22 protein-coding genes, 1 pseudogene and 1 riboswitch are annotated in these 20,349 nt (G+C 45.0%); of the genes and pseudogenes, 12 read left to right on the forward strand and 11 right to left on the reverse strand.

Going from position 1 to position 20,349, the window contains the following annotated elements:
• Nucleotides 1-31: 31 nt before the first annotated feature.
• Nucleotides 32-916 (reverse strand): TIGR01777 family oxidoreductase, encoded by an 885-nt coding sequence (locus tag AC58UU_RS01595; RefSeq protein WP_497312365.1) that lies wholly within the window; start codon nucleotides 914-916, stop codon nucleotides 32-34.
• 111 nt (nucleotides 917-1,027) lie between these two features.
• Between AC58UU_RS01595 and AC58UU_RS01600 the strand changes: the two genes are divergently transcribed.
• From AC58UU_RS01600 to AC58UU_RS01625, 6 genes are all read left to right on the forward strand, one after another.
• Entirely contained in the window at nucleotides 1,028-2,023 is a 996-nt protein-coding gene (locus AC58UU_RS01600; protein ID WP_497312367.1) for a UCP032817 domain-containing protein, read from the forward strand.
• 233 nt (nucleotides 2,024-2,256) lie between these two features.
• A complete protein-coding gene (locus AC58UU_RS01605) occupies nucleotides 2,257-3,480 on the forward strand; it encodes an MDR family MFS transporter (RefSeq protein ID WP_497312369.1) in 1,224 nt (407 codons plus the stop codon).
• Between the two features lie 111 nt (nucleotides 3,481-3,591).
• A riboswitch (cyclic di-GMP riboswitch) is annotated at nucleotides 3,592-3,686 on the forward strand.
• 102 nt (nucleotides 3,687-3,788) lie between these two features.
• Nucleotides 3,789-4,094: a hypothetical protein gene (locus tag AC58UU_RS01610; protein ID WP_497312371.1), complete on the forward strand. Its 306-nt coding sequence runs from the start codon at nucleotides 3,789-3,791 to the stop codon at nucleotides 4,092-4,094.
• Nucleotides 4,095-4,230: 136 nt separating this feature from the next.
• Nucleotides 4,231-5,145 (forward strand): exopolyphosphatase, encoded by a 915-nt coding sequence (locus AC58UU_RS01615; protein ID WP_497312373.1) that lies wholly within the window; start codon nucleotides 4,231-4,233, stop codon nucleotides 5,143-5,145.
• Nucleotides 5,146-5,220: 75 nt separating this feature from the next.
• Nucleotides 5,221-5,616, forward strand: coding sequence for an SMU1112c/YaeR family gloxylase I-like metalloprotein (gene gloA2, locus AC58UU_RS01620; RefSeq protein WP_497312375.1), 396 nt, complete (start codon nucleotides 5,221-5,223; stop codon nucleotides 5,614-5,616).
• Nucleotides 5,606-5,734: a hypothetical protein gene (locus AC58UU_RS01625; protein ID WP_497312377.1), complete on the forward strand. Its 129-nt coding sequence runs from the start codon at nucleotides 5,606-5,608 to the stop codon at nucleotides 5,732-5,734. The genes gloA2 and AC58UU_RS01625 overlap by 11 nt, the downstream gene beginning before the upstream one ends.
• A 72-nt stretch (nucleotides 5,735-5,806) precedes the next feature.
• Here AC58UU_RS01625 and AC58UU_RS01630 read toward each other — a convergent pair whose 3' ends face one another.
• Nucleotides 5,807-6,958, reverse strand: a complete 1,152-nt coding sequence (locus AC58UU_RS01630) for a THUMP domain-containing class I SAM-dependent RNA methyltransferase (RefSeq protein ID WP_171690070.1) — start codon at nucleotides 6,956-6,958, stop codon at nucleotides 5,807-5,809.
• 135 nt (nucleotides 6,959-7,093) lie between these two features.
• Between AC58UU_RS01630 and AC58UU_RS01635 the strand changes: the two genes are divergently transcribed.
• Nucleotides 7,094-7,729, forward strand: coding sequence for an O-methyltransferase (locus tag AC58UU_RS01635; protein WP_497312379.1), 636 nt, complete (start codon nucleotides 7,094-7,096; stop codon nucleotides 7,727-7,729).
• A 202-nt stretch (nucleotides 7,730-7,931) separates the two neighbouring features.
• On the opposite strand, the gene AC58UU_RS01640 is transcribed toward AC58UU_RS01635, so the two are convergent.
• Together AC58UU_RS01640 and AC58UU_RS01645 are read right to left on the reverse strand one after the other, a co-directional pair.
• Complete coding sequence (locus AC58UU_RS01640) at nucleotides 7,932-8,150, reverse strand: hypothetical protein (protein ID WP_171640252.1); 219 nt, start codon at nucleotides 8,148-8,150, stop codon at nucleotides 7,932-7,934.
• A gap of 77 nt (nucleotides 8,151-8,227) precedes the next feature.
• Nucleotides 8,228-9,001 (reverse strand): metallophosphoesterase family protein, encoded by a 774-nt coding sequence (locus AC58UU_RS01645; RefSeq protein ID WP_497312381.1) that lies wholly within the window; start codon nucleotides 8,999-9,001, stop codon nucleotides 8,228-8,230.
• 154 nt (nucleotides 9,002-9,155) lie between these two features.
• On the opposite strand from AC58UU_RS01645, the gene AC58UU_RS01650 reads away from it, so the two are divergent.
• The gene (locus tag AC58UU_RS01650; protein WP_497312383.1) at nucleotides 9,156-10,433 is read left to right on the forward strand and encodes a CapA family protein; all 1,278 of its coding nucleotides are present in this window, start codon (nucleotides 9,156-9,158) and stop codon (nucleotides 10,431-10,433) included.
• Nucleotides 10,434-10,450: 17 nt separating this feature from the next.
• Nucleotides 10,451-11,077 carry a fumarylacetoacetate hydrolase family protein gene (locus AC58UU_RS01655; protein WP_497312385.1) on the forward strand — a complete coding sequence of 209 codons (627 nt, stop codon included), beginning with the start codon at nucleotides 10,451-10,453 and terminating at the stop codon, nucleotides 11,075-11,077.
• A gap of 66 nt (nucleotides 11,078-11,143) precedes the next feature.
• Here AC58UU_RS01655 and AC58UU_RS01660 read toward each other — a convergent pair whose 3' ends face one another.
• Entirely contained in the window at nucleotides 11,144-12,331 is a 1,188-nt protein-coding gene (locus AC58UU_RS01660) for an HD domain-containing phosphohydrolase (protein WP_497312387.1), read from the reverse strand.
• Between the two features lie 208 nt (nucleotides 12,332-12,539).
• On the opposite strand from AC58UU_RS01660, the gene AC58UU_RS01665 reads away from it, so the two are divergent.
• Nucleotides 12,540-13,352 (forward strand): DUF92 domain-containing protein, encoded by an 813-nt coding sequence (locus AC58UU_RS01665; RefSeq protein ID WP_497312389.1) that lies wholly within the window; start codon nucleotides 12,540-12,542, stop codon nucleotides 13,350-13,352.
• A 55-nt stretch (nucleotides 13,353-13,407) separates the two neighbouring features.
• On the opposite strand, the gene AC58UU_RS01670 is transcribed toward AC58UU_RS01665, so the two are convergent.
• From AC58UU_RS01670 to AC58UU_RS01690, 5 genes and pseudogenes are all read right to left on the reverse strand, one after another.
• Nucleotides 13,408-13,725 carry a LapA family protein gene (locus tag AC58UU_RS01670; protein ID WP_497312391.1) on the reverse strand — a complete coding sequence of 106 codons (318 nt, stop codon included), beginning with the start codon at nucleotides 13,723-13,725 and terminating at the stop codon, nucleotides 13,408-13,410.
• Between the two features lie 158 nt (nucleotides 13,726-13,883).
• Complete coding sequence (gene pepF / locus AC58UU_RS01675; RefSeq protein ID WP_497313124.1) at nucleotides 13,884-15,674, reverse strand: oligoendopeptidase F; 1,791 nt, start codon at nucleotides 15,672-15,674, stop codon at nucleotides 13,884-13,886.
• Nucleotides 15,675-15,922: 248 nt separating this feature from the next.
• Nucleotides 15,923-16,105 (reverse strand): hypothetical protein, encoded by a 183-nt coding sequence (locus AC58UU_RS01680; RefSeq protein WP_171640262.1) that lies wholly within the window; start codon nucleotides 16,103-16,105, stop codon nucleotides 15,923-15,925.
• Between the two features lie 283 nt (nucleotides 16,106-16,388).
• Nucleotides 16,389-17,030 (reverse strand): annotated as a pseudogene (locus tag AC58UU_RS01685) (TerC family protein); the annotation flags it as partial.
• Nucleotides 17,031-17,304: 274 nt separating this feature from the next.
• Complete coding sequence (locus AC58UU_RS01690; RefSeq protein ID WP_246358362.1) at nucleotides 17,305-17,496, reverse strand: hypothetical protein; 192 nt, start codon at nucleotides 17,494-17,496, stop codon at nucleotides 17,305-17,307.
• Between the two features lie 253 nt (nucleotides 17,497-17,749).
• Here AC58UU_RS01690 and AC58UU_RS01695 point away from each other — a divergent pair, with 253 nt between their 5' ends.
• Together AC58UU_RS01695 and AC58UU_RS01700 are read left to right on the forward strand one after the other, a co-directional pair.
• The gene (locus AC58UU_RS01695; protein ID WP_497312393.1) at nucleotides 17,750-18,466 is read left to right on the forward strand and encodes a class I SAM-dependent methyltransferase; all 717 of its coding nucleotides are present in this window, start codon (nucleotides 17,750-17,752) and stop codon (nucleotides 18,464-18,466) included.
• A gap of 127 nt (nucleotides 18,467-18,593) precedes the next feature.
• Complete coding sequence (locus AC58UU_RS01700; protein WP_028556542.1) at nucleotides 18,594-18,791, forward strand: cold shock domain-containing protein; 198 nt, start codon at nucleotides 18,594-18,596, stop codon at nucleotides 18,789-18,791.
• Between the two features lie 182 nt (nucleotides 18,792-18,973).
• Here the strand turns inward: AC58UU_RS01700 and AC58UU_RS01705 are convergent, their stop codons facing one another.
• Nucleotides 18,974-20,299: a GntP family permease gene (locus AC58UU_RS01705; protein ID WP_171640270.1), complete on the reverse strand. Its 1,326-nt coding sequence runs from the start codon at nucleotides 20,297-20,299 to the stop codon at nucleotides 18,974-18,976.
• Nucleotides 20,300-20,349 lie beyond the last annotated feature (50 nt).

The following is a 20,349-nucleotide window of genomic DNA, read 5'->3' on the forward strand; positions in this document are numbered from 1 at the left end:
GAGGCGCACTCGGTGGTCTGGGTTTTATTATTTAAACAATATCAGTGAGGGCTTTGTCTACGAAAGAATACTTAAACGTAAAACCATGCTCTAATAATGCGCGAGGGAGCACCTTCTGACCTTCCAAAAGCAGCGTAGATAACTCACCGAAAACCATTTTTAAAATAAAAGCAGGAAGCGGGAATAGATTAGGTCTTCGCATCGCTTTCGCTAATGCCCGTCCAAACTCCCTATTGGTGACCGGATTTGGAGCTGTCGCATTAACAGGGCCGATAATGGCTTCGTTCTGAATGCAAAAATCAATAAGCCTCACCATATCATCGATGTGAATCCAGGAGAGCCATTGCTTACCGTTGCCTATGGGACCGCCAACACCAAGCTTATAAGGCAATGCCATTTTTGGGAACGCGCCTTCCTTGCCATCTAGAACAAGTCCAACGCGGACTTTTACGATGCGTGTTCCCTGTATCTGATCAGCCGCGCCTTCCCACTGTTCGACTACCTTCGATAAGAAATCGACAGGGCGGTGCGGACTTCTTTCGTCAAAGGTTTCGGTTTCTGAGGTACCGTAAACGGACATTCCTGAAGCATTAACAACGACTTTCGGTTTCACTTCCATGCGTGCTACAAGCTGAGCCACTTGCTCAGCCGCTTTTAGACGAGACCCAACGATTCGTTCTTTGGCTGCAGCTGTCCAACGCTGATTAATCGACTCCCCAGCTAAATTTACTATGGCATCCAGTCCTGCGAAGGCACTCGAATCCGTCTTTAGTTGATCCCAAGTGACGGTGCGTACATGCTCGACAACAGCTCTGGGTGAACGTGAAATATTGATGACTTCATGACCTTGCTGCTGCAAATGAACTATCAATCGTTTGCCAATAAACCCGCTGCCACCGGTTACTGCTATTTTCATCTTTCAGCACCTCCATTCTATTATTATAGAGCCTAAATACAATGTTTTCCAACCGACGTTATTCTTCTCTTTACATTACTGTGTTATATTGGAAATAGGGAGGGATGCCATATGTTCCGTTTTTTATTCCGAAAATCACCCAAACCGTCCAAGAGAAGTCGTGTAGGGATATCCAAACCGGACTTTCGAGCTTCAGAACTACCCCAAGGGCTTGGTTTGCTAGAAGGTGTTCCGTTAGAACGTATCGTTACTAAGCTGAATAGTGCACTTCCACTAGATTATGTAGAAAGACTCCAATATCGCGTAAAAGCTGGGAATCCTTCCATGTCCGATGACGAGTTTGCTTGTAAATGGTTTGAATTAAAACGATTTTTCCTGATGAATCTCATCTTAAAAAGAACTCCGATGTTTAGCAGCGAAATCGATGAAATTTGGCATGAGATGCTGATGTTTACGAGAGAATATCAGCGGTTCGGGGATCAATTCGCTGGTGGTGTTATTCATCATTCACCTGAACGTGAACCGAAGCAAATGCCGGGTGAACGTGCATGGTTCGATTGGGTATATGCGCACTTGTTCGAGTTCGCTCCAACGAGTTCGCGTTGCTGGAACGGATTTTTCCGCAATCCGCTGGATGAGCAGCGAACAGATTTGCTTCGCAAAGCCAATGAAGAAGAAATCGCCGAGCAATGGTTCGATATGGAGCAGGCGAAGCGATATCCAGAAGTTGCAGAGGCGATCCGCATACTAATCACGCAGGCGATTAACGAAGCCAGACATTCAGCGAACAGCCGCAGGTTTGAGGATACAGGCTGGAAGGATTCATTAACAAACCCGAACAACATGGTGTATATGGCAGGAGCTATGATGTTCTTCTCCATTCAGGATAATGATAACTATACAAGCGGGATAGACTCTCAGTGGCCTCTGAATGAACAGAATCCAAAAGATAAGCATAGTAACTGTTCTTCCTCAGGTTGTGGGGGTTCTGGAGGCAGTAGTGATAGTTCTGGAGATCAAGGCGGTGGCGGAAGCAGTTGCAGCTCCGGCTCAGGGTCTTCTTGCTCGTCAGGGTCGAGCTGCGGATCTGGTTGCGGCAGCAGTTAACATAAGCCGTGGAAGCAGCATTCCATTCAGGAATCGCATGACCTCGACTTGGCTTCATGTGGGGAAAGCGACGAATGGACACAATGAACATAATAGACACGCTCTTTTGCACTCTCCGTCGGAGAGTGTTTTTTATTTTGGAGACACATATCGTCATTTTTCGTGTATAATTGGAATTCGGTGTCGATTTCTTGACCTGCGGTAAATTAAACAGCGATAGGAGTCATCTCAAATTGAATCGATTACGTGGTTTTCTAAATTCTTATCATCCCATTGTACATACGTTAATTCTTGGAACCGTTATGGCTAGAGCTGCGTCCTCCATGAGTTTGCCTTTTCTAGCGATTTATTTAGCCAGACATACGTCGATGAGTGCGGTGATGATCGGAATTGTCATTGGAATGGGTTCTTTGGCTGGGACCGTAGGCGGTTTTATAGGGGGCACCTTATCGGACCGATTCGGAAGGCGCATTATTATGCTAGCAGCTCTTTTCGGCTGGGCGTTCGTCTTCTTAGGCTTCGGCATGGTTAAATTACCAATCCTGTTTATGCTGCTCAATATGCTTAACGGCTTGTGCCGATCCTTTTATGAGCCCGTATCGCAGGCGTTGATGGCAGACCTCACAGAACCTGCGAAGCGACTTAAAGTATTTTCGATGCGGTATATGGCTATTAATCTTGGTGTTGCAGTCGGACCACTTTTGGGTGCCTTTTTCGCTACGATGAACGGTGCGCTGCCTTTTCTCATCACAGGAATCATTTATTTTATTTATGCGGTCACCCTTTACACACTGCTCATCGCTTTTGGCATCAAGAAAATAGAGGGTGAGAAGAAATCTTCAGTTACCTTTGGTTCTGCTGTGCGAGTGATTCGCAGTGATATGACTTTTCGCTTGTATATCCTAGGTGGCATTATTGGTGCTATCGGATACTCCCAGGTGATGGTGACACTTTCGCAATATTTGGAGCAGAGTTTTGTCGATGGCGTGAAAATGTTTGCGATCTTGATGAGTGTGAATGCGATTGTGGTCATTGCCATGCAGATTCCACTTACGCGTTTAGCCGAAAAGTACACGCCAGTCGTTGCAATTGTAATTGGCAACCTAATGTTTGCGTTAGGGGATGTCGGCTTTGCATTTTCTCACTCGCTGGTATGGCTAATTATTTCGATGGGTATTTTCACCCTTGGCGAGATTCTCAATTACCCCGCTGCCAATATGTTGATTGACAAATTAGCTCCCGAGCATATGCGTGGCACGTATTTTGGCGCTCAAACATTAACGAACATTGGCCACTTTATTGGACCTTGGGTAGGTGGGTTCTTGCTCGTTTCTTATGGTGGAAATACGTTGTATGTTCTTATGGCTGTTCTTACGATTGCGGGATCCATTTTCTATTGGAAAGGCACAAATCGTCAAATGTTGCTGAAAAATACGTCGAAAAAAGAAATTTTTTGAAAAATAATGCAAAATTAGTTCTTAGGAACTATTCGATTTCAAAACGACTTCCCGTATCCTTGAGAGTGTACATATTTATTACTCTTTGCTCTCCAGATATGTAGCAAGACATCTCGACAAAGGCAAAACTGGCGAAAGCCAGTGACGCAAAGCTAAAGGGGCTTCCTTGTCCTGCAAACCGGACTCGCAGCCAGCCAGCCGCCGAACGATTGGGTATCAACATCAGAACCCCTCCGATCGGTTCACTATGGTGGGGTTTTTCTCTGTCATAACAAATTAATGTGAAAATAAAAGGAGGATCCAGCAGCATGCAATCAGAAGGAATACTACAAGAAGAACAAAAAGTGACTTCGCTATGTGGTAATCATGTTGCCCGTTTGGTGCCTTCCTCGGATGGACCAAAGCTCATGATTAATCGGGAAGTATACGCGTTAAATGAAGCTTGTTGGGATGTTGAAATGTTTCATGGGAGAAACAATAGCATCTTGATTTTCTACTGGAAGGGCGAGGTTAAGCTTTCTGTAAAAATGCCGCCGATGTCGCAAATTGAAGCATTTTTGACAAGACTTTATCAATGTTTATCTTCCAAATTAAGAACGGTACAGCCTATATAGGCGTACCGTTTTTTTTATTTCCAGCTGAAAGGGATTTACAAAGACAAAATGATTGTCACAAATTGACACGAGCTGATATAATGAATGTCGTAGGTTTTAGTAGTGCTTTGGAACTATTATTAGGGGGATACATAGCATGAGATTGATCACACGTTCGGATTTTGATGGCTTAGTATGCGCGATGCTTTTCAAAAAGTTAAACATGGTGGATGAAATGAAATTCGTCCATCCCAAAGATATGCAGGACGGTTTGGTTGAGGTTTCGGAAAACGACATTTTGGCCAATGTCCCTTATGTAGCGGGTTGTGGTTTGTGGTTCGATCATCATTCCAGTGAACTTGAGCGGATGGGCGAAAAGGTTGAATTCAAAGGGGAAACCCTAATCGCGCCAAGTGCGGCACGTGTTGTTTATGATTACTATGGAGGGCGTGAGACCTTCGGCGATATCGATGATATTATGCGTGGGGTGGATAAAGCGGATTCTGCACAGTTCAGCAAAGAAGATATTTTGAATCCAAGCGGATGGGATTTATTATCTTTTATCATGGATGCTCGAACGGGGTTAGGACGTTATCGCGACTATCGGATTAGTAATTATCAATTGATGGAAGATCTTGTGGAGCACTGTGCAACGATGTCCGTTCATGAGATTATGGAATTGCCGGATGTGAAAGAGCGTGTGGCGCGATATTTTGAATTAGATGCTTTATATCGTGATATGCTTCAAACCTATACGCGGACGGAAGGGAATGTTATTATTACCGACCTTCGTGATGTGGAAACCATCTATCCAGGGAACCGTTTCATGGTGTATGCCCTTTATCCGGAGCAAAATATCTCGATTTGGATCGTCGATGGCCGAAATAAACAAAACTGCGTCTTTGCTTGTGGTCACAGTATTGTGAATCGCTCGTCGAAAACGAATATTGGTAACTTGATGCTCCAAAATGGTGGAGGCGGTCATCATGCAGCTGGTACTTGCCAAGTTGAATATGTGCAAGCTGAGGAAGTTTTGAAGAAAATTGTTGAAACGATGAGAACAGACGGATAAAATAAGTGAAACGGACCTCAGGATGGGAGTTCCCGGAATGCGGTTTTTCAATAAATGGGGACAGGGGGGAATGGAGTGGAGTTAGAACAAATTCATCATGTGGCGATCATTAGCTCCAATTATGAGCGATCGAAACACTTCTATGTCGATTTACTTGGATTAACGGTCATACACGAGACGTATCGTGCAGAACGTGACTCCTATAAGTTGGATCTGCGCATCGGGAAGAGCGAGCAGCAGATCGAGTTGTTTTCATTTCCGAACCCTCCGCTGCGAGTTAACCAGCCTGAGGCAAGGGGTCTTAGGCATTTGGCTTTTGTCGTGCCGAATATGGAACAAAGCGTTAAAGAACTTGAGAGCAAGGGGATTGCGGTAGAACCGGTGCGGATTGATCCTATTACTGGTGATCAATATACTTTTTTTGCAGATCCGGATGGGCTGCCCTTGGAGTTGGTGGAACATGCGAAATGATCGCGAAGAAAGGACAGAACAGGAGCCGAAGCTGCGGTTTGCCAAAGGCTGCCTATGGAGCATTCTTGTGTCCATTCCCATATGGGCATTATTGATTTGGTTTTTGTTTATTAAATAAAATCCCTCACTAGCTTGGTCTGACCGCTGCATGCATGCAGTTCGGTCGGATGAGCCATGAGGGATTTTTATTTCACTTGTCCGTTTGTCTGCGCGGGGGCAATGGTCCAAGATACTGGAACAGGTTACACTCGATTCGTCCATTAAATAGTTTGCGCTTCTTATCCGCGCGGCGATTCATATAGTGCTCGAGCTGTGTGCTCGGGCTTAAGATGAACATGCTCCATGAAGGCATGGGAGCTGTGAGTGCACCGAGCTGGCGCAGCGCCACCTCTACATCCTGCGCTTCACCAAGCCGCTCTCCATAGGGTGGGTTGGTGATCAAGCAGCCGTAGTCGCCGCGAGGTCGGGCCTTAGCCACTGGTTCCACGAGCAGCTTGAACTGCTTCGTCAAGCCAGCGGCCTTCGCGGCAGCCTCAGCCACTTCGATGGCAGAGGGATCGATGTCACTGCCGATGATGTTCAGCGGAACATCATCTTTAACCGCGTCGAAGGCCTCGTCGCGAGCCTTGTCCCACAGCTTACGTGGGATATTACCCCACGCCTCGCTAGGGAAGCTACGCCGCAGTCCTGGCGCGATGTTCCATCCGATCATAGCTGCCTCGATCGGGATCGTTCCAGACCCGCAGAACGGGTCGTAGAGCGGTCTGTCGACCTTCCAACGGCTGAGGAGGATCATTGCAGCCGCCATGGTCTCCTTAAGCGGAGCTTCGGTCACGAGCTTACGGTAGCCGCGCTTGTGCAGGCTGGCGCCGGTCGTGTCTATCGTTAGCGTTGCAATATCGTTCAGGAGTGCGACTTCGATCACGTAGCGTGCCCCGTTCTCAGGGAACCACTCTGTTCCGTAGCGAAGCTTCAGCTTCTCCACGACGGCTTTCTTCACGATTCCTTGGCAAGCGGGAACGCTAGATAATTGTGACTTATGGGAACGCCCTTCCACAGGGAATTCGGCATCGTTCGGAATCCAGTCCGGCCAAGCAAGCGCTTTGGTGCCTTCGAAAAGCTCATCGAAAGTCACGGCCTTAAATTGGCCCATGTTTACCAAGATGCGATCGGCGGTTCTGAGCCAAAGGTTGGTGCGGCAGATGGCCAGCTCGTCGCCAAGAAAACGGACACGCCCATTCTCGACAGTCACCTCGTTGTAGCCAAGATCACGGATTTCGCGAGCAACGATGGCCTCAAGTCCCATTGGGCAAGTTGCGATTAATTCAATTTGTTGTGGCATGTTTAAATTCCTTCCATCCGGGTTGTGCATCGCTCATAAAACTCATACAATTAACAAGTATAGGACAAATAGGTTACACTTACAAACGAAACACGCAAAGTAGATGCTTTGATGCTTTTCTAAGGAGGATAAAACATGGAAACCATAACAGCCGAGAGCTATATGGAGGGTTTATACGAAGAAGATACAGTACTAGAGCGAGTTAAGGAAGTCATTCGCACCCATAATATGCCCGAAATATCGATTGCACCTGGATACGGCCGATTGCTTACTATGCTGGTCACGATGATTGGCGCAACGAAGGTATTGGAAATAGGTGCTTTAGGCGGTTATAGCGGGATTTGTTTGGCGAGAGGGTTGAAAGAGGGCGGCAAGCTGATTTCGCTCGAATTAAAACAAGAATTTGCAGATGTAGCCAAGCAAAATCTGACCGAAGCTGGACTTGGTGAGCTCGTTGAGTACCGGATTGGCGAAGCACTCGTTCACCTGAATGATCTTCTTGAGCAGGGAGAGCGATTTGATTTCTTTTTTATCGATGCGGACAAGGTGAATTATCCGAATTATTTGGAGCTTGCAATCAAATTGGCGAATCCAGGCGCCATTATTGCTGGGGACAACACGCTGATGCGAGGAAAAGTCGTTGACGCGAACCAAACCAAAGCATCCGTTCAAGCGATGCGTACTTTCAACCAGCTAATCGCCACTGATCCGCGTTTGGAAAGCACCATCCTGCCCGCTTATGATGGCTTGGCTTTAGCACGAGTGAAGTAACACAGAGACTGTCGATTGATTCATTATGACTCCTCACAACTGGTAGGCATTACTCTAAAATTCGATTTTAGAGTCATTCAGCTTTCGTGAGGGTAGATGGGCTATAGTTTCTACAACTTTGTTTACGTAAAAAACGCTCTAAGCTAGCAATAGCTTAGAGCGTTTTTCATTGACATATAAGAACTTGTGGTTCGGGGTGACTTTAAGATGCTTTTTGATCTGGAATATAGAAGTCAGACTCGCTTAATTTACCAGGAGTAATTGGTTTTATTTGCGTTAACGGAGGCACTGGTTGTGATGTGGTACTCGGGTGAGTGACTTCTTGCTTCTTGAAAGAAATAGCACTGATGCCGTTCCAATAGATAAATAATAACTCTGCACATACGACGATCAAAACAATTTTACGCCAGTTCAGCCTCATGGATGGCATCCTCACTTTCAATGATACGCCTATATTACCATATTGTGGAAGGAATTCCCATGATTATTTCTCACTCTTCATTTATGAACCAAACCTGTAGTAATCTCTAGTTCATATCGTTGACTTTCCGGCATTTGCGCAGCGTAAGCCAAGCGAACAGCATATTCAATATCATAAGGAACACGTACGAATTGAATCGCAAACCCAGCTTGCACATTTCCTTCGGTTTCCCCTTCCAAAACGCAGTAGCAGGCTTGCGGAATGCCGTCATAAGGCGTTCCCACACTACCAACATTGAAGAGCATCAGACCGCTGCTCGTGTGCTTCAAAGGGCGTTTCTCCGATGGGTTTTTGATCGTTATGAGATAGGGAATATGAATGTCTCCGTAACCGACAATATCAGGCTGCTTCCCATTCGTCGACGCACCGGTCATCTCCGTATTTTGAAACATTGCGAGACGTTCTTCCTTGGATGCTTTACGTTTCACTCTATAATAAACACTTTTCGCAGAAGCGTGGAACAGTCGGAACAATTTGCCGCTTACGTTCAAATCAACGGAGAAAGGCAGCTGTTCCAAATAGGCGAGCCTATCCTCACCAAGCTGCTGCTGATGCCACAATCCGGCAGGCTGCTCCTGCGGGAGGGTAATCCCCAAATCCCAGTTTCCTTGAACAACGGATTCACATACCTCCTTGATACGGTCAACGACAGCAGCGGAATCTGGCCCTTTACCTACAAGGTCGCCTAAACATATAATGCGTTTAATTCCTCGGCGTTCAATATCTAAAAGCACAGCTTCCAGTGCGGGTAAATTACCATGAATATCCGATATGATTGCGATTTTCTCCAACGTTTTCGTTCCCTTTCTCCGATAAACTCAAATGAACTTAATTATGCTTCAGTTATACCACAAGGATTATGAATCTGAAAATGAGAGTGTCTTACTATTACCCAACGAGGGTTTCTTCTGCTATAATTTGTAGGGGGAAAGGGGAATGTTTTGATTGGAATCCAGACAAGATCGTCACCGTAAACCGAAAAAAGAACGCTCTACGAACAAGAAGACCCCGCTCAAAGTAATTGGGGGACTCACGCTTGCCGCAGCAGCCTGTTTCGCTATTGGCATAGGCGCTTCCTATTGGACATCGAACAGTAAATCAGCAGAAGAGCAAGATTCAGCATCCACACCAGTGGCTAGTGTTTCGCCTGTTCCAACCAAACCAACGAATACAGCGAGCATAGCTAGTGCGGAGCCAAGCGCAAAGCCTAGCCCAGAGTCTACGGCAAAAGCCGTTATCCCGGCTCCTCCTCCTATCGCATCGAGTGAGCCCACGAGCAGTGGCGGGCAAGTGAAGTTAACTTTTGTGGGTGATGTGTTGATGGCCTCCAAAGTGGAAGATATTTTAAAACAAAAAGGCTATGATTACCCTTATACCAATGTAAAAGACTTTCTGAGCAAGCCCGATTATACGATTGCTAATCTAGAAACACCCATAACGACTAGAGGTACAGTTCAAAATAAGGATTACGTCTATCGTTCTTCACCGATGGCGTTACCTGCCCTGAAAGCTTCTGGAATTGATCTCGTTAATCTAGCGAATAACCATGTGATGGATTATGGGACAGAAGGTTTGCTGGACACGATGGAGGCCCTTGATCAAGAGGGCGTTAAGCGAGTTGGAGCGGGTAAAGATTTGGAAGAAGCTTACCGACCAGTCATCGTGGAAAAAGCGGGTGTGAAGATTGCCTTCTTCGGCTTCAGCCGTGTCGTTCCGGAGGCTTCGTGGAAAGCAGCTCCTGGCCATCCAGGTGTAGCTGAAACGTATAACTACACGCTGCCGGTCGAAGCCATTCAGAAAGCAAAAGAAAGCGCCGATCTTGTTGTTGTCGTTACCCATTGGGGAGTGGAAAGAAGCGATAATCCAGATAAGAATCAGAAAGACCTGGCTCATCGCTACATCGATGCCGGCGCTGATCTTATCGTAGGCGGTCATCCACATGTTTTACAAGGCTTCGAGCAATACAAAGGCAAATGGATTGCTTATAGTTTAGGCAATTTCATTTTCACAACGAATGATACCCCGAAAACTTGGGAGACGGTTATTTTAGAAGCTACGTGCTCTAAGGATAAACAATGCGATATCCACCTTGTGCCTATTTTGACCAAAGCAGCACTGCCGACTCCGATGAGTATGGAAGATGGTGCAAAGCTCTTTCAGCGTTTGAGTAAAATCTCGATAGGCGCTCAAGTGGACGCGCAAGGAAATGTTAGCAAGAAATAAGATGAGGAGCAATCAACATGACAGAAGCTATTCGCAATATTTACTGCGTAGGTCGCAACTACCGGGCACATGCCGCCGAACTGGGGAATGATGTTCCGGATCAACCGATGATTTTTACCAAGCCGACACATGCACTCGCCCCAATAGATGGGGGAGAGTTGACGCTTCCCGGTGATCAAGGTGAGATTCACTATGAAGCCGAGCTTGTCCTACATATCGCTAAGCCTTACACAGAAGGCATCCAAGTGGATGAGATTGTCGACAAATATGCACTTGGCATTGACTTCACGCTTCGGGATGTTCAGAACGTCATTAAGAAGAAGGGTCAGCCATGGCTGCCTGCCAAAGGCTTTCTCAAGTCGGCACCGATCAGTACATTCCGACCATTCCCAGGAGCTTCAAAGCTGACAGAAGCAAATTTCCAGCTTCGCCAGAATGGACAGGTTGTGCAGAACGGCAATATCAGCAATATGATCTTCGATCTACAAACCATTATTGATTACATTGCAAAGCATTATGGTTTAGGTGCTGGTGATATCATCTACACAGGTACTCCTGAAGGAGTAGGTCCTGTGCATCATGGTGATCGCTTGGAACTGTTATGGGGCGAAGAAGTATTCGGAGCTGTTACGATTAACATTTAACAGATCAAAGGGCAGTCTCTTAAGGTCATTTATGACCTGAGAGATCTGCCCTTTATTTTTCCTTGATTAAACTTCTGTTGAATCCTCTAAAGCAGCATCCGAATATTGATCACGAACTCGAAGGATGGCCGACAATTGTTGGAAAAATGTATCAACCACTTTGGGGTCAAAATGCTCGCCCCGTTCTTCTTTAAACAACGTCAAGATCCGATCGAGCTCCCACGCTTTTTTGTAAACACGCTCACTGCCGAGTGCATCGAATACGTCAGCTATCGCTGTAATTCGGCCATAGATGTGAATGTCCTCGCCCTTGATTCCGCGTGGGTATCCGCGCCCGTTCCATTTTTCATGATGCTCATAAGCGACAACAGCAGCCGTCTTCAGAATATGGCGATTAGAGTTCTTGAGCAAGTTATAACCAATACGTGTATGGTTCTGCATCAATTTGAATTCTTCATCGGTTAATTTCCCGGGTTTGTTTAAGACACTATCAGGGATAGCCACCTTACCGATATCATGCATGGGCGAAGCCATTTTCAACAATTCAGCTTCTTCTTTACTCATACCTAATCCTAAGGCTAGGAGATAAGAATATTCTGCTACACGCTTCACATGATTACCTGTCTCCTTGGACCTGCTCTCACCAATTTCCCCCATTCTAAAAATAATTTCTTTCTGCGTTTCCTCGATCTCGTTCGTAAGCAAAGCAGATTCTAATGATTTACCCGCGTAGGAGGAAGCTAACGTTAAATATTCCAAGTCTTTATCTGAAAATTGTTCACTTGCCGTCAGCTTATTAATGGCTTGGTAAGCACCCATAATTTCACCTTGGCTGTTTCGGAACGGAATTACCAAGAGTGCTTTGGTTCGGTAACCCGTTTGTTGATCCGTTCGAAGAGCTCCATTCATGAGATAGGACTTATACTCTTCATTCGAATAAGCGTCATGAATAAATACGGCTTTATCATTGGTTACAGCATAGCCGACAAGACCAGCCGTACTGGGAATGCGAATTTCGTCGAGACCATGAGCTACTTTGGACCATAACTCATTTTTGTTCGTATCAAGCAACCAAACTGTACATCGATCAGAGACAATCATTTCTCGTCCCATATCGGCCATCAGCATAAGTACATTGTCTAGGATTCGTTCGTTCGCAATTTTGGCTGCATAGTCAAAAATGACGCGCAGCATCTCCTGAGGATCCAGGTCTCTTTTTAACTGGGAAGTTATATCGAATTGTTCGTTCTCCATGTCAGCCTCCTAACATTCACCGCACTTAGTTTATCATAAATTTCATAGGAATTGGTTACATCCTGTCGAGTTAACCGAAAATTTAGATGGATTTGTCGATCTCAACAAAAGGAGTGTAAACGTTTGGCCTCGAATACGACTATGATACAATAAGAGAGAGTTTTGAACGGTTTATAAAGGGCATGGAAGAAGAATAGGAGTGCTGCATGTGGAGTGGATTTGGGGTTTAACGGGAAGCTTGATCATCGCAGGTGCGGCCTATTGGAAGGGATCCTTATCCTTATCGGGTTTGGCTGCTGCTGTGCTGCTCGGTACGTCGATGTTTGCACTGGGAAACTTAGCTTGGTTTGGGACACTTATCGCCTTCTTCGTATCTTCTACCTTATTATCTAAACTCAAGCATCAACGTAAATCCGCAGTAGAAAGCGGTTATGCCAAAGGTGGAAGACGCGATGCCGGACAGGTTGCTGCAAATGGCGGTCTTGGTTTATTGCTATGTATAGGGAATGCGGTTTGGCCCGATCCAGCTTGGTGGATTGTATTTGTTGGGGTAATGGCAACGGTCAATGCAGACACTTGGGCTACGGAAATCGGTGGGATGAGTGTATCTACACCGCGTTCAATTATTAACGGCAAGCGTGTTCCGGCTGGCACATCGGGTGGTGTAACAGGATTAGGATTGCTGGCTTCATTGCTGGGAGGAGCATTCATTGGTTTGGTAAGTGGATGGTTCAGTCAGATGATTGAGTTAGAGTATGAGGTAGGGGCATTTGCAGCGTTAATCATACTGGGGGCTGTTTCTGGTCTGATTGGTTCTTTGGCTGATTCTTGGCTCGGGGCAACGTTTCAAGTCATGTATCGGTGTAACGTTTGTGGGAAGACCATCGAGAAACAGTTTCATTGTGGCCAGAAAGCCGCACAGATTCACGGTATGAGATGGATGACAAATGATATGGTCAATGCAGTATCCTCGCTAGTCGGAGGCGTTTTGTGCTTAGCATTAAGTGTTTTGATATTTTAAAATAACTATAAAGCAACCCTACTGCAATCTGTGCAGCAGGGTTGTTTTTGTATGCTTAATGAACCGTTGAACCACTTGGTTCAGATTGGTCTTTATCATGCGCCGGTTGCGGGGGAGCTGGAGGGAATAAGGCATCCTGCAGCTGCTTTTCCAAATGCCGAACTTTACGCTGCAGCTTGTACTGACGTACCATTCCGAAGAGGCCGACAATCAGACCGCCTAACAAGGTGGATGTTAATATGACAAGGATCAAGGGTGTGGATGTCTGAGCAAACATGAAATTTACTTGAACCGGTTCGACGTTAATGACGGCAAAGACAGCCGTTATGAGGGCGAATACTAAAGCAGATATGAGAATCCATTGCATCTTCATCCATCATTCATCCTTTCACCCCAAATAATCGGCTTCGCCGTCCTTCATGGACGGATGCGTTTATCTAGAAATATAGCCGACTTATCATGTGAAACTTATAAATTCTTATATTTTGAGAAAAGGTTGAAGGCGCACGCCCTCAACCTTTATCAGAACAATTACTTCGTTAACTCTTCCATTTGATCAAGTAGGGAGCTGAAGACACTCATCGCTTGCTTGATTGGTTCCGGTGTGGACATGTCTACGCCAGCCTTTTTCAAGATGTTCAGAGAGTAGTCACTGCCGCCGCTTTTTAAGAAGCCTAAGTAACGGTCTACGGCAGGCTGGCCTTCATCCAGAATTTGCTTCGCAAAGCTGGTTGCTGCGGAGAAGCCAGTTGCATATTTGTACACATAGAAGCTGTTGTAGAAGTGAGGAATTCGAGCCCATTCCATCTCGATATCTTGATCCACGACCATGGCATTCCCATGGTACAGCTTATTCAAGCCATAGTAGATTTCGCTGAATTCCTGCGGTGTCAGGGAATCTCCATTTTCTGATTTCTCATGTGTAATCATTTCGAACTCGGCAAACATCGTCTGACGGAATACCGTTGTTCTGAACTGATCTGCGTAGTAAGTAAGCAAGTAAAGCTTTTCTTTCGGATCCGTTACGCGTTTCAATAAATAGTCCATGAGCAGTGCCTCATTAAGCGTAGAAGCGACTTCCGCAAGGAAAATCGTATACTGCGCATAGCGGTACTCTTGGTTCTCATCGGACAAATACGAATGAATAGCGTGACCCATTTCGTGTGTCAATGTGAACATGCTGTTCAAGTTATCCTTATGATTCAGAAGCACGTAAGGATGTGTGCCATAGGCACCCCAGCTATAAGCGCCGTTCCGCTTATTTTTATTCTCATAGACATCGATCCAATGGTTATCGAAGCCGTCTTGAAGAATTTTTAAGTAGTTTTCGCCTAATGGGGCTAAGCTTTTCATAATTTCTTCTTTGGCTTGCTGGTAGGTGATGTCCATCTTGAACTCTTCAACCAGCGGGGCAAAAAGGTCGTACATATGTAATTCATCGACTTTAAGCAACTTCTTGCGGAGTTTCAGATAACGCTGCAGCTGCGGCAAAGAATCGTGAATAGTGGAAATTAAGTTTGTATACACTTCTTTCTTAATATTGTCCCCAAACAGGGTGGATTCAAGAACGGAAGGGTAGTGACGAGCCTTGGCATAGAAAATATTCTTATTAATATTCGCGCTAAGCGTTGCGCCAATTGTATTCTTATTGTTGCGATAAGTTTCGTAGACAGCATGGAAGGCGTTTTTTCGAACTTCGGCGTTGCGGCTCTCTAGGAATTGAATGTAACTTCCATGAGTAAGTTCAACTTCTTCGCCTTTTTCGTTCTTAATTTTTGAGAATTTCAAATCGGCATTGTTCAGCATACCGAAGATGGTGCTTGGCGCTCCGGCCATATTACCCGCTTGGGCAAGTAAAGCTTCCTGTTCCTTGGATAGCGTATGCGGCTTCTGACGAATCATTTCTTCGAGTGTGTCCTTATAGAAAGATAAAGAAGGATCTTCCACCAGCTGCTTAAGCTTTTCATCCGATAAACTGAGAATTTCTGGTGAAACAAAGGAGAGCGCTTCTCCTACTTCGACACTGATTTTTTTTGCTTTATCAGATAAGGCCTGGTAGGTTGGTTCTGCTGTATCTTCATGGTGCTTCATGTTGGCATAAACATACAGTCTTTCTGTTTTCACAGAGACTTCATCTTCCAACTGGAAACACTGCTTTACCGTTGCGGGATCGCTTAGTTTTCCTTGGAAGGCGCTGATTTTGCCAAGCGAGTTTTTCACATTCTGAAATTCCTGTTCCCAAGCCTTCTGATTGGGAAATAAATCCTCTAGATTCCATCGGTGCTCGGCCGGTACTTGCTTGCGATCCAATATTTGAGTCATCGGAGCCCTCCTGTCCTTGTTTTGAGATTGGGGTAATCGGTTGTCTTTGGCATGTAATTCGGCAGCTGGGATCGAGCTTAGAAGAAGTCCCATTGCCGCTGTCACATAGATCCAGCGCATTACGGTCACGCTCCCGGCGTATGCCCACATGGGATGTGCTTGATAAAATCCCATAACATGGTTTTCACCTAGTATGACCGTTAACCCATTCATTTATGATTATATGAAAAAGCTGGAAGGAAGTAAATTTACTTTCCGGCTCCAAAGAAGCTAATTAAGATTAGTACAAACGATATCGAGACCATTACAATCGCCAGCAAGGCTAGGTACCGTTTCATTTGTGCCGGTAGGCTGTCTTTTTTCATAATCAAAATGATGGCTAGGCAGAAGGATACGAGTACAAATGTGATGATAGATCCGGAATCGGTCATTGTTGAATCATCCTTATCCCTATAGAGTATGACACTAGCTAACTAACGCATGATACTAACTTTCGCTGTGCAAATGAAAATTCCTTTTTCAGCCGGCATGCGGCATCGTTTCATCCGGGTTTTCATCATCCTCCGCTTTGACCAGTATGAACTTGCCGCGAGAATCCATTTTGACGGTAAAACGATCTTCAGCAGCAATCTGTGCTTCATCGCTTAATTCCTTAGGAAGTGTAAGCTGACCGCTATCCCCAACTTCGACCTGGTAGCCAATCATTTTCGACCATTTGCCTGCTGCAAGCACAACTACGATGAGTAAACCAATGAATAACCATTTGCCAAGCGGATTTGAGTTGAAATAAGGGGCAAGGAACTTCTCGCCGGTAATCATTTTACCAGCTGTTAATACGAGAACACCTGCACCGATATATAGGATCGACGGATACTTCTCAATCCATTTGATGAACAACGTACTGCCCCAAACAACGATAGGTACACTAACCAGAAGGCCGATAATGACAAGTAGGAAATTACCATGAGCAGCACCGGCTACAGCGATGACATTATCGAGACCCATCACGGCATCAGCAATAATAATCGTTCGAATGGCTGCCCAGATGCCATCTTTGGCCTTAATGTGATCGTGATTTTTCTTTTCACTAAGCAGTTTATACGAAATCCAAAGGAGTAGAATACCGCCGATCAGTAGAAGACCAGGGATTTTCAGAAGAGTAACGACGACCATTGTTGCCAGAGCACGAATGATGATTGCGCCAATCGTACCTAGAAGGATGACTTTCTTTTGAGTTTCTTTTTTCAAATTTCGTGCAGCCATACCGATAACGATCGCGTTATCCCCCGCAAGTACCAAATCAATGAGAATAATGCTGAGTAGTGAGACGAAGAAACCTGATGATAACCAATCCATGAGCGAACACTCCCTTAAGCGTATTTTTGAAAAAAATAGAGCCTAGCACCGGTGTCCGGTGAAGGCTCTATTTCATCAAAAAAGACCTTCACCAATAAACATGGCAAAGGTCTTGCTAACAACGATAGTCGTTGCCAATAAAGCCGGGACCTGATGAGGATCCGAATTGACGACTTTACTGTATCAGCTACTCCCCTTTGGAGTAAAACGTATGAACTTGTAACTTAATTATAAGAAGGGTGGATGTGAAAGTCAAGGCATTTGGACCAAAGAATTAAACTTCTTTGAAAGCATCCATGATGGCTTGCCATTCTTCATCCGTACCTTGGAACTTGTCTTTAGCAAACCGCTCGTTAGCCCAGTGCAGCATAGCTGGTCGTCCGATGAAGGTGTGGCACTCTTCGCCCCATTGATCGGTTATTTCCGTTAGTACGATTTTACTGCCTTGTACCTCGACATTCAGCATGTTCCATTTATCTTTTTTGTAAATAACGTGTTTCTTAAAAGGTTGATTTGACACTTGTTTTCCTCGTTTCTGCATTGAGCTCAAAGATATATGCAATCGTACCACAAAAAGTGGTGATTTCCAAACAAGCAGCTGTCATTTTGTTGTTGCCTCCAATCATGGTCCCATGATAAAATCCTCCTAATCCTTTCCATAGGGAATGGGTTATGAGGCAGTTAGGCAAGGCTAAGAGTTGAGCAGAGGAGAGATGAGCATGGAACAAAAGCGTGTTTATGAGCAGGTTGGGGTTGCGATGACCTCAAGATCATATGCAGAATATGAGAAAATGTTTATTTTGCAGACAGAAGATTTAATTGGTAAGCGAGTCTTAGATGTTGCAGGCGGTGCATCTTCCTTTACGGCAGAAGCGCGGCAGCTAGGTATCTTCTCAGAAGCGGTTGATCCTTTGTATGAGAAATCTGCTAAGGCAATCGCGGAGCATGGTCTGCAAGAGATCGAGCTTGTTGCAGCTAAAATGGAAAAGTTAGTAGATGTGTATGATTGGACGTATTATGGTTCTGTTGACAAACACAAAGCCGGACGCGTCAAAGGCCTTAAGCAGTTTGTAAATGATTTTTCGAGTAAAGATGCAGCTTCCAGGTATCATGCTGCTTGTCTTCCTTCACTTCCATTTGCAGAAGAGAGCTTTGACCTTGTTTTATGCAGCCATTTTCTCTTTCTATATGAAGAACAATTCGACTACGCTTTTCATCAGGCAGCCGTTAAGGAACTGCTTCGTGTCTGTAAGCCTCGTGGCGAAGTGCGTATTTATCCGTTATTGAATTTTCGGCAATCCGAATATAGCAAGCTATCGGAATTAATAAATGAGCTCACAAATGAAGGATATTTGGTCCAAAAAAGGGAAGCGGGCCTGCCTTTTTTGCCGAATTCTCATCAATATTTATGCATAATTAAACACCCCTCTGCATAGTGGAAAACGTTGGTACATCAACAAATATTAGCTTATCCACACCGTTTTTTTCGTTGATTTATCACCTTGCTAATGGTATAATTTCCTTATTCGTCATAGATGGCGATATTTTTAGGAGGTTGTTCATTTGAAGGGTACAGTTAAATGGTTTAACGCAGAAAAAGGCTACGGTTTCATTTCTGTTGATGGAGGCGACGATGTATTCGTTCACTTCTCCGCAATTCAGGGCGAAGGATTCAAAACATTAGAAGAAGGCCAATCCGTTGAGTTTGATATTACTCAAGGCAACCGTGGTCCTCAAGCAGCTAACGTCACCAAATTATAAGAAACTGGGACTTCCCACTTATAAATAGAGTGTCATAGCACAAACAACAAAAGACAGTGCCCGTATCCACTCGGGGCTGTCTTTTTTGCGATTCTTCTTTGACCGCTTGCTATTGAAAATAGCCTGTACACTTCCCTGGAGGAGATGTACAGGCTTATTTATTTTTGAAGAGAAGCCAAATGTTATACGAACATATCGACGATGAGCACGGTTCCAAAGGCAATAAACGAGAGCAGTGTTTCGAGTACCGTCCACGTTTTAAACGTTTCTTTGACCGTTAACCCGAGATATTCTTTGACCATCCAGAAACCGGCGTCATTGACGTGGGAGAGCATGAGCGACCCTGCGCCTGTAGCGATAACGAGCAGCTCCAAATTCACGCCTGACATATGCTCAACAATTGGCGAAACAATACCAGCCGCTGTCGTTAATGCGACTGTTGCCGAACCAGTCGCGACTCGGATTAATCCAGCAACCATGAAAGCTAGAACAATAGGAGAAAGGGAGATATTCTCCGCCATTTGAGCAATGGATGTACCGACGCCACTGGCGATAAGGATCTGTTTAAACCCTCCGCCAGCACCGATAATCAAAATAATCGAACCTACAGGTAACAGACATTCATGGGATAGCTTGCTGATATAATTTTTATTCATTCCTTGGCGGATGCCTAAGAAGTAGAAGGCCGCAAAACATGAGATTAGAAGCGCAATCACCGAATTCCCAATAAAGACTAGGAATTTCATAAATCCAATAGGAAGTGACAAATAAGGTGCAACAACCGACAAGACCATCAATAATACAGGCAATAAGATTATAAAAAACGAAATGCCGGCTCCTGGCAGTTTTTCAGGCTCTGTGCTTGCACTGAGCAGTTCGGGCTCATTCTCGGGAACCACACGTTTATGCACCCATTTAGCAAACAAAGGACCTGCAATGATCGCCGCTGGGATCGCAATGATGAGAGAGTAGATAAGAACTTTTCCGATATCAGCTTTGTAGATACCGATGGCTGTCATAGCCCCAGGATGCGGTGGCACAAGACCATGAACAATGGATAATCCGGCGATGACAGGCAGGCCTATTAATAAAATATTTTGTTTTGTTGATTTATGAATGGAGATGACCAAAGGCAGCAGCATAACAATCCCTACGTCAAAAAATACAGGGATCCCTATAATAAAACCGGAGAGCAGCATGGCCCAAGGCAATCTTTTTTCACCAAAAACCCGTATGAAGAAATTGGCCACTTGTGTGCCAGCGCCTGAATCTGACATCATTTTTCCTAAAATCGTACCTAACGCTAATATGCCAACTAAATGGCCTAAAACGTTTCCAACTCCGGTTTCATAGGCACCAACAATTTTATCCATGGATAGACCAGCCATAATCGCTAAGAACAAACTGGCAACGGTTAAGCTAATAAACGCATGCCATTTCCACCAGGCTACGCCTAAAATGACAATCACAATCGCTAACAATGTAACCATTAATAGATACATATTCATCTATAATCCCTCTTCTCCATGGTGTAGTAAGCGTTATCAATCTGTAGACG

The organism is Paenibacillus sp. JT22N1 (assembly GCF_059692155.1).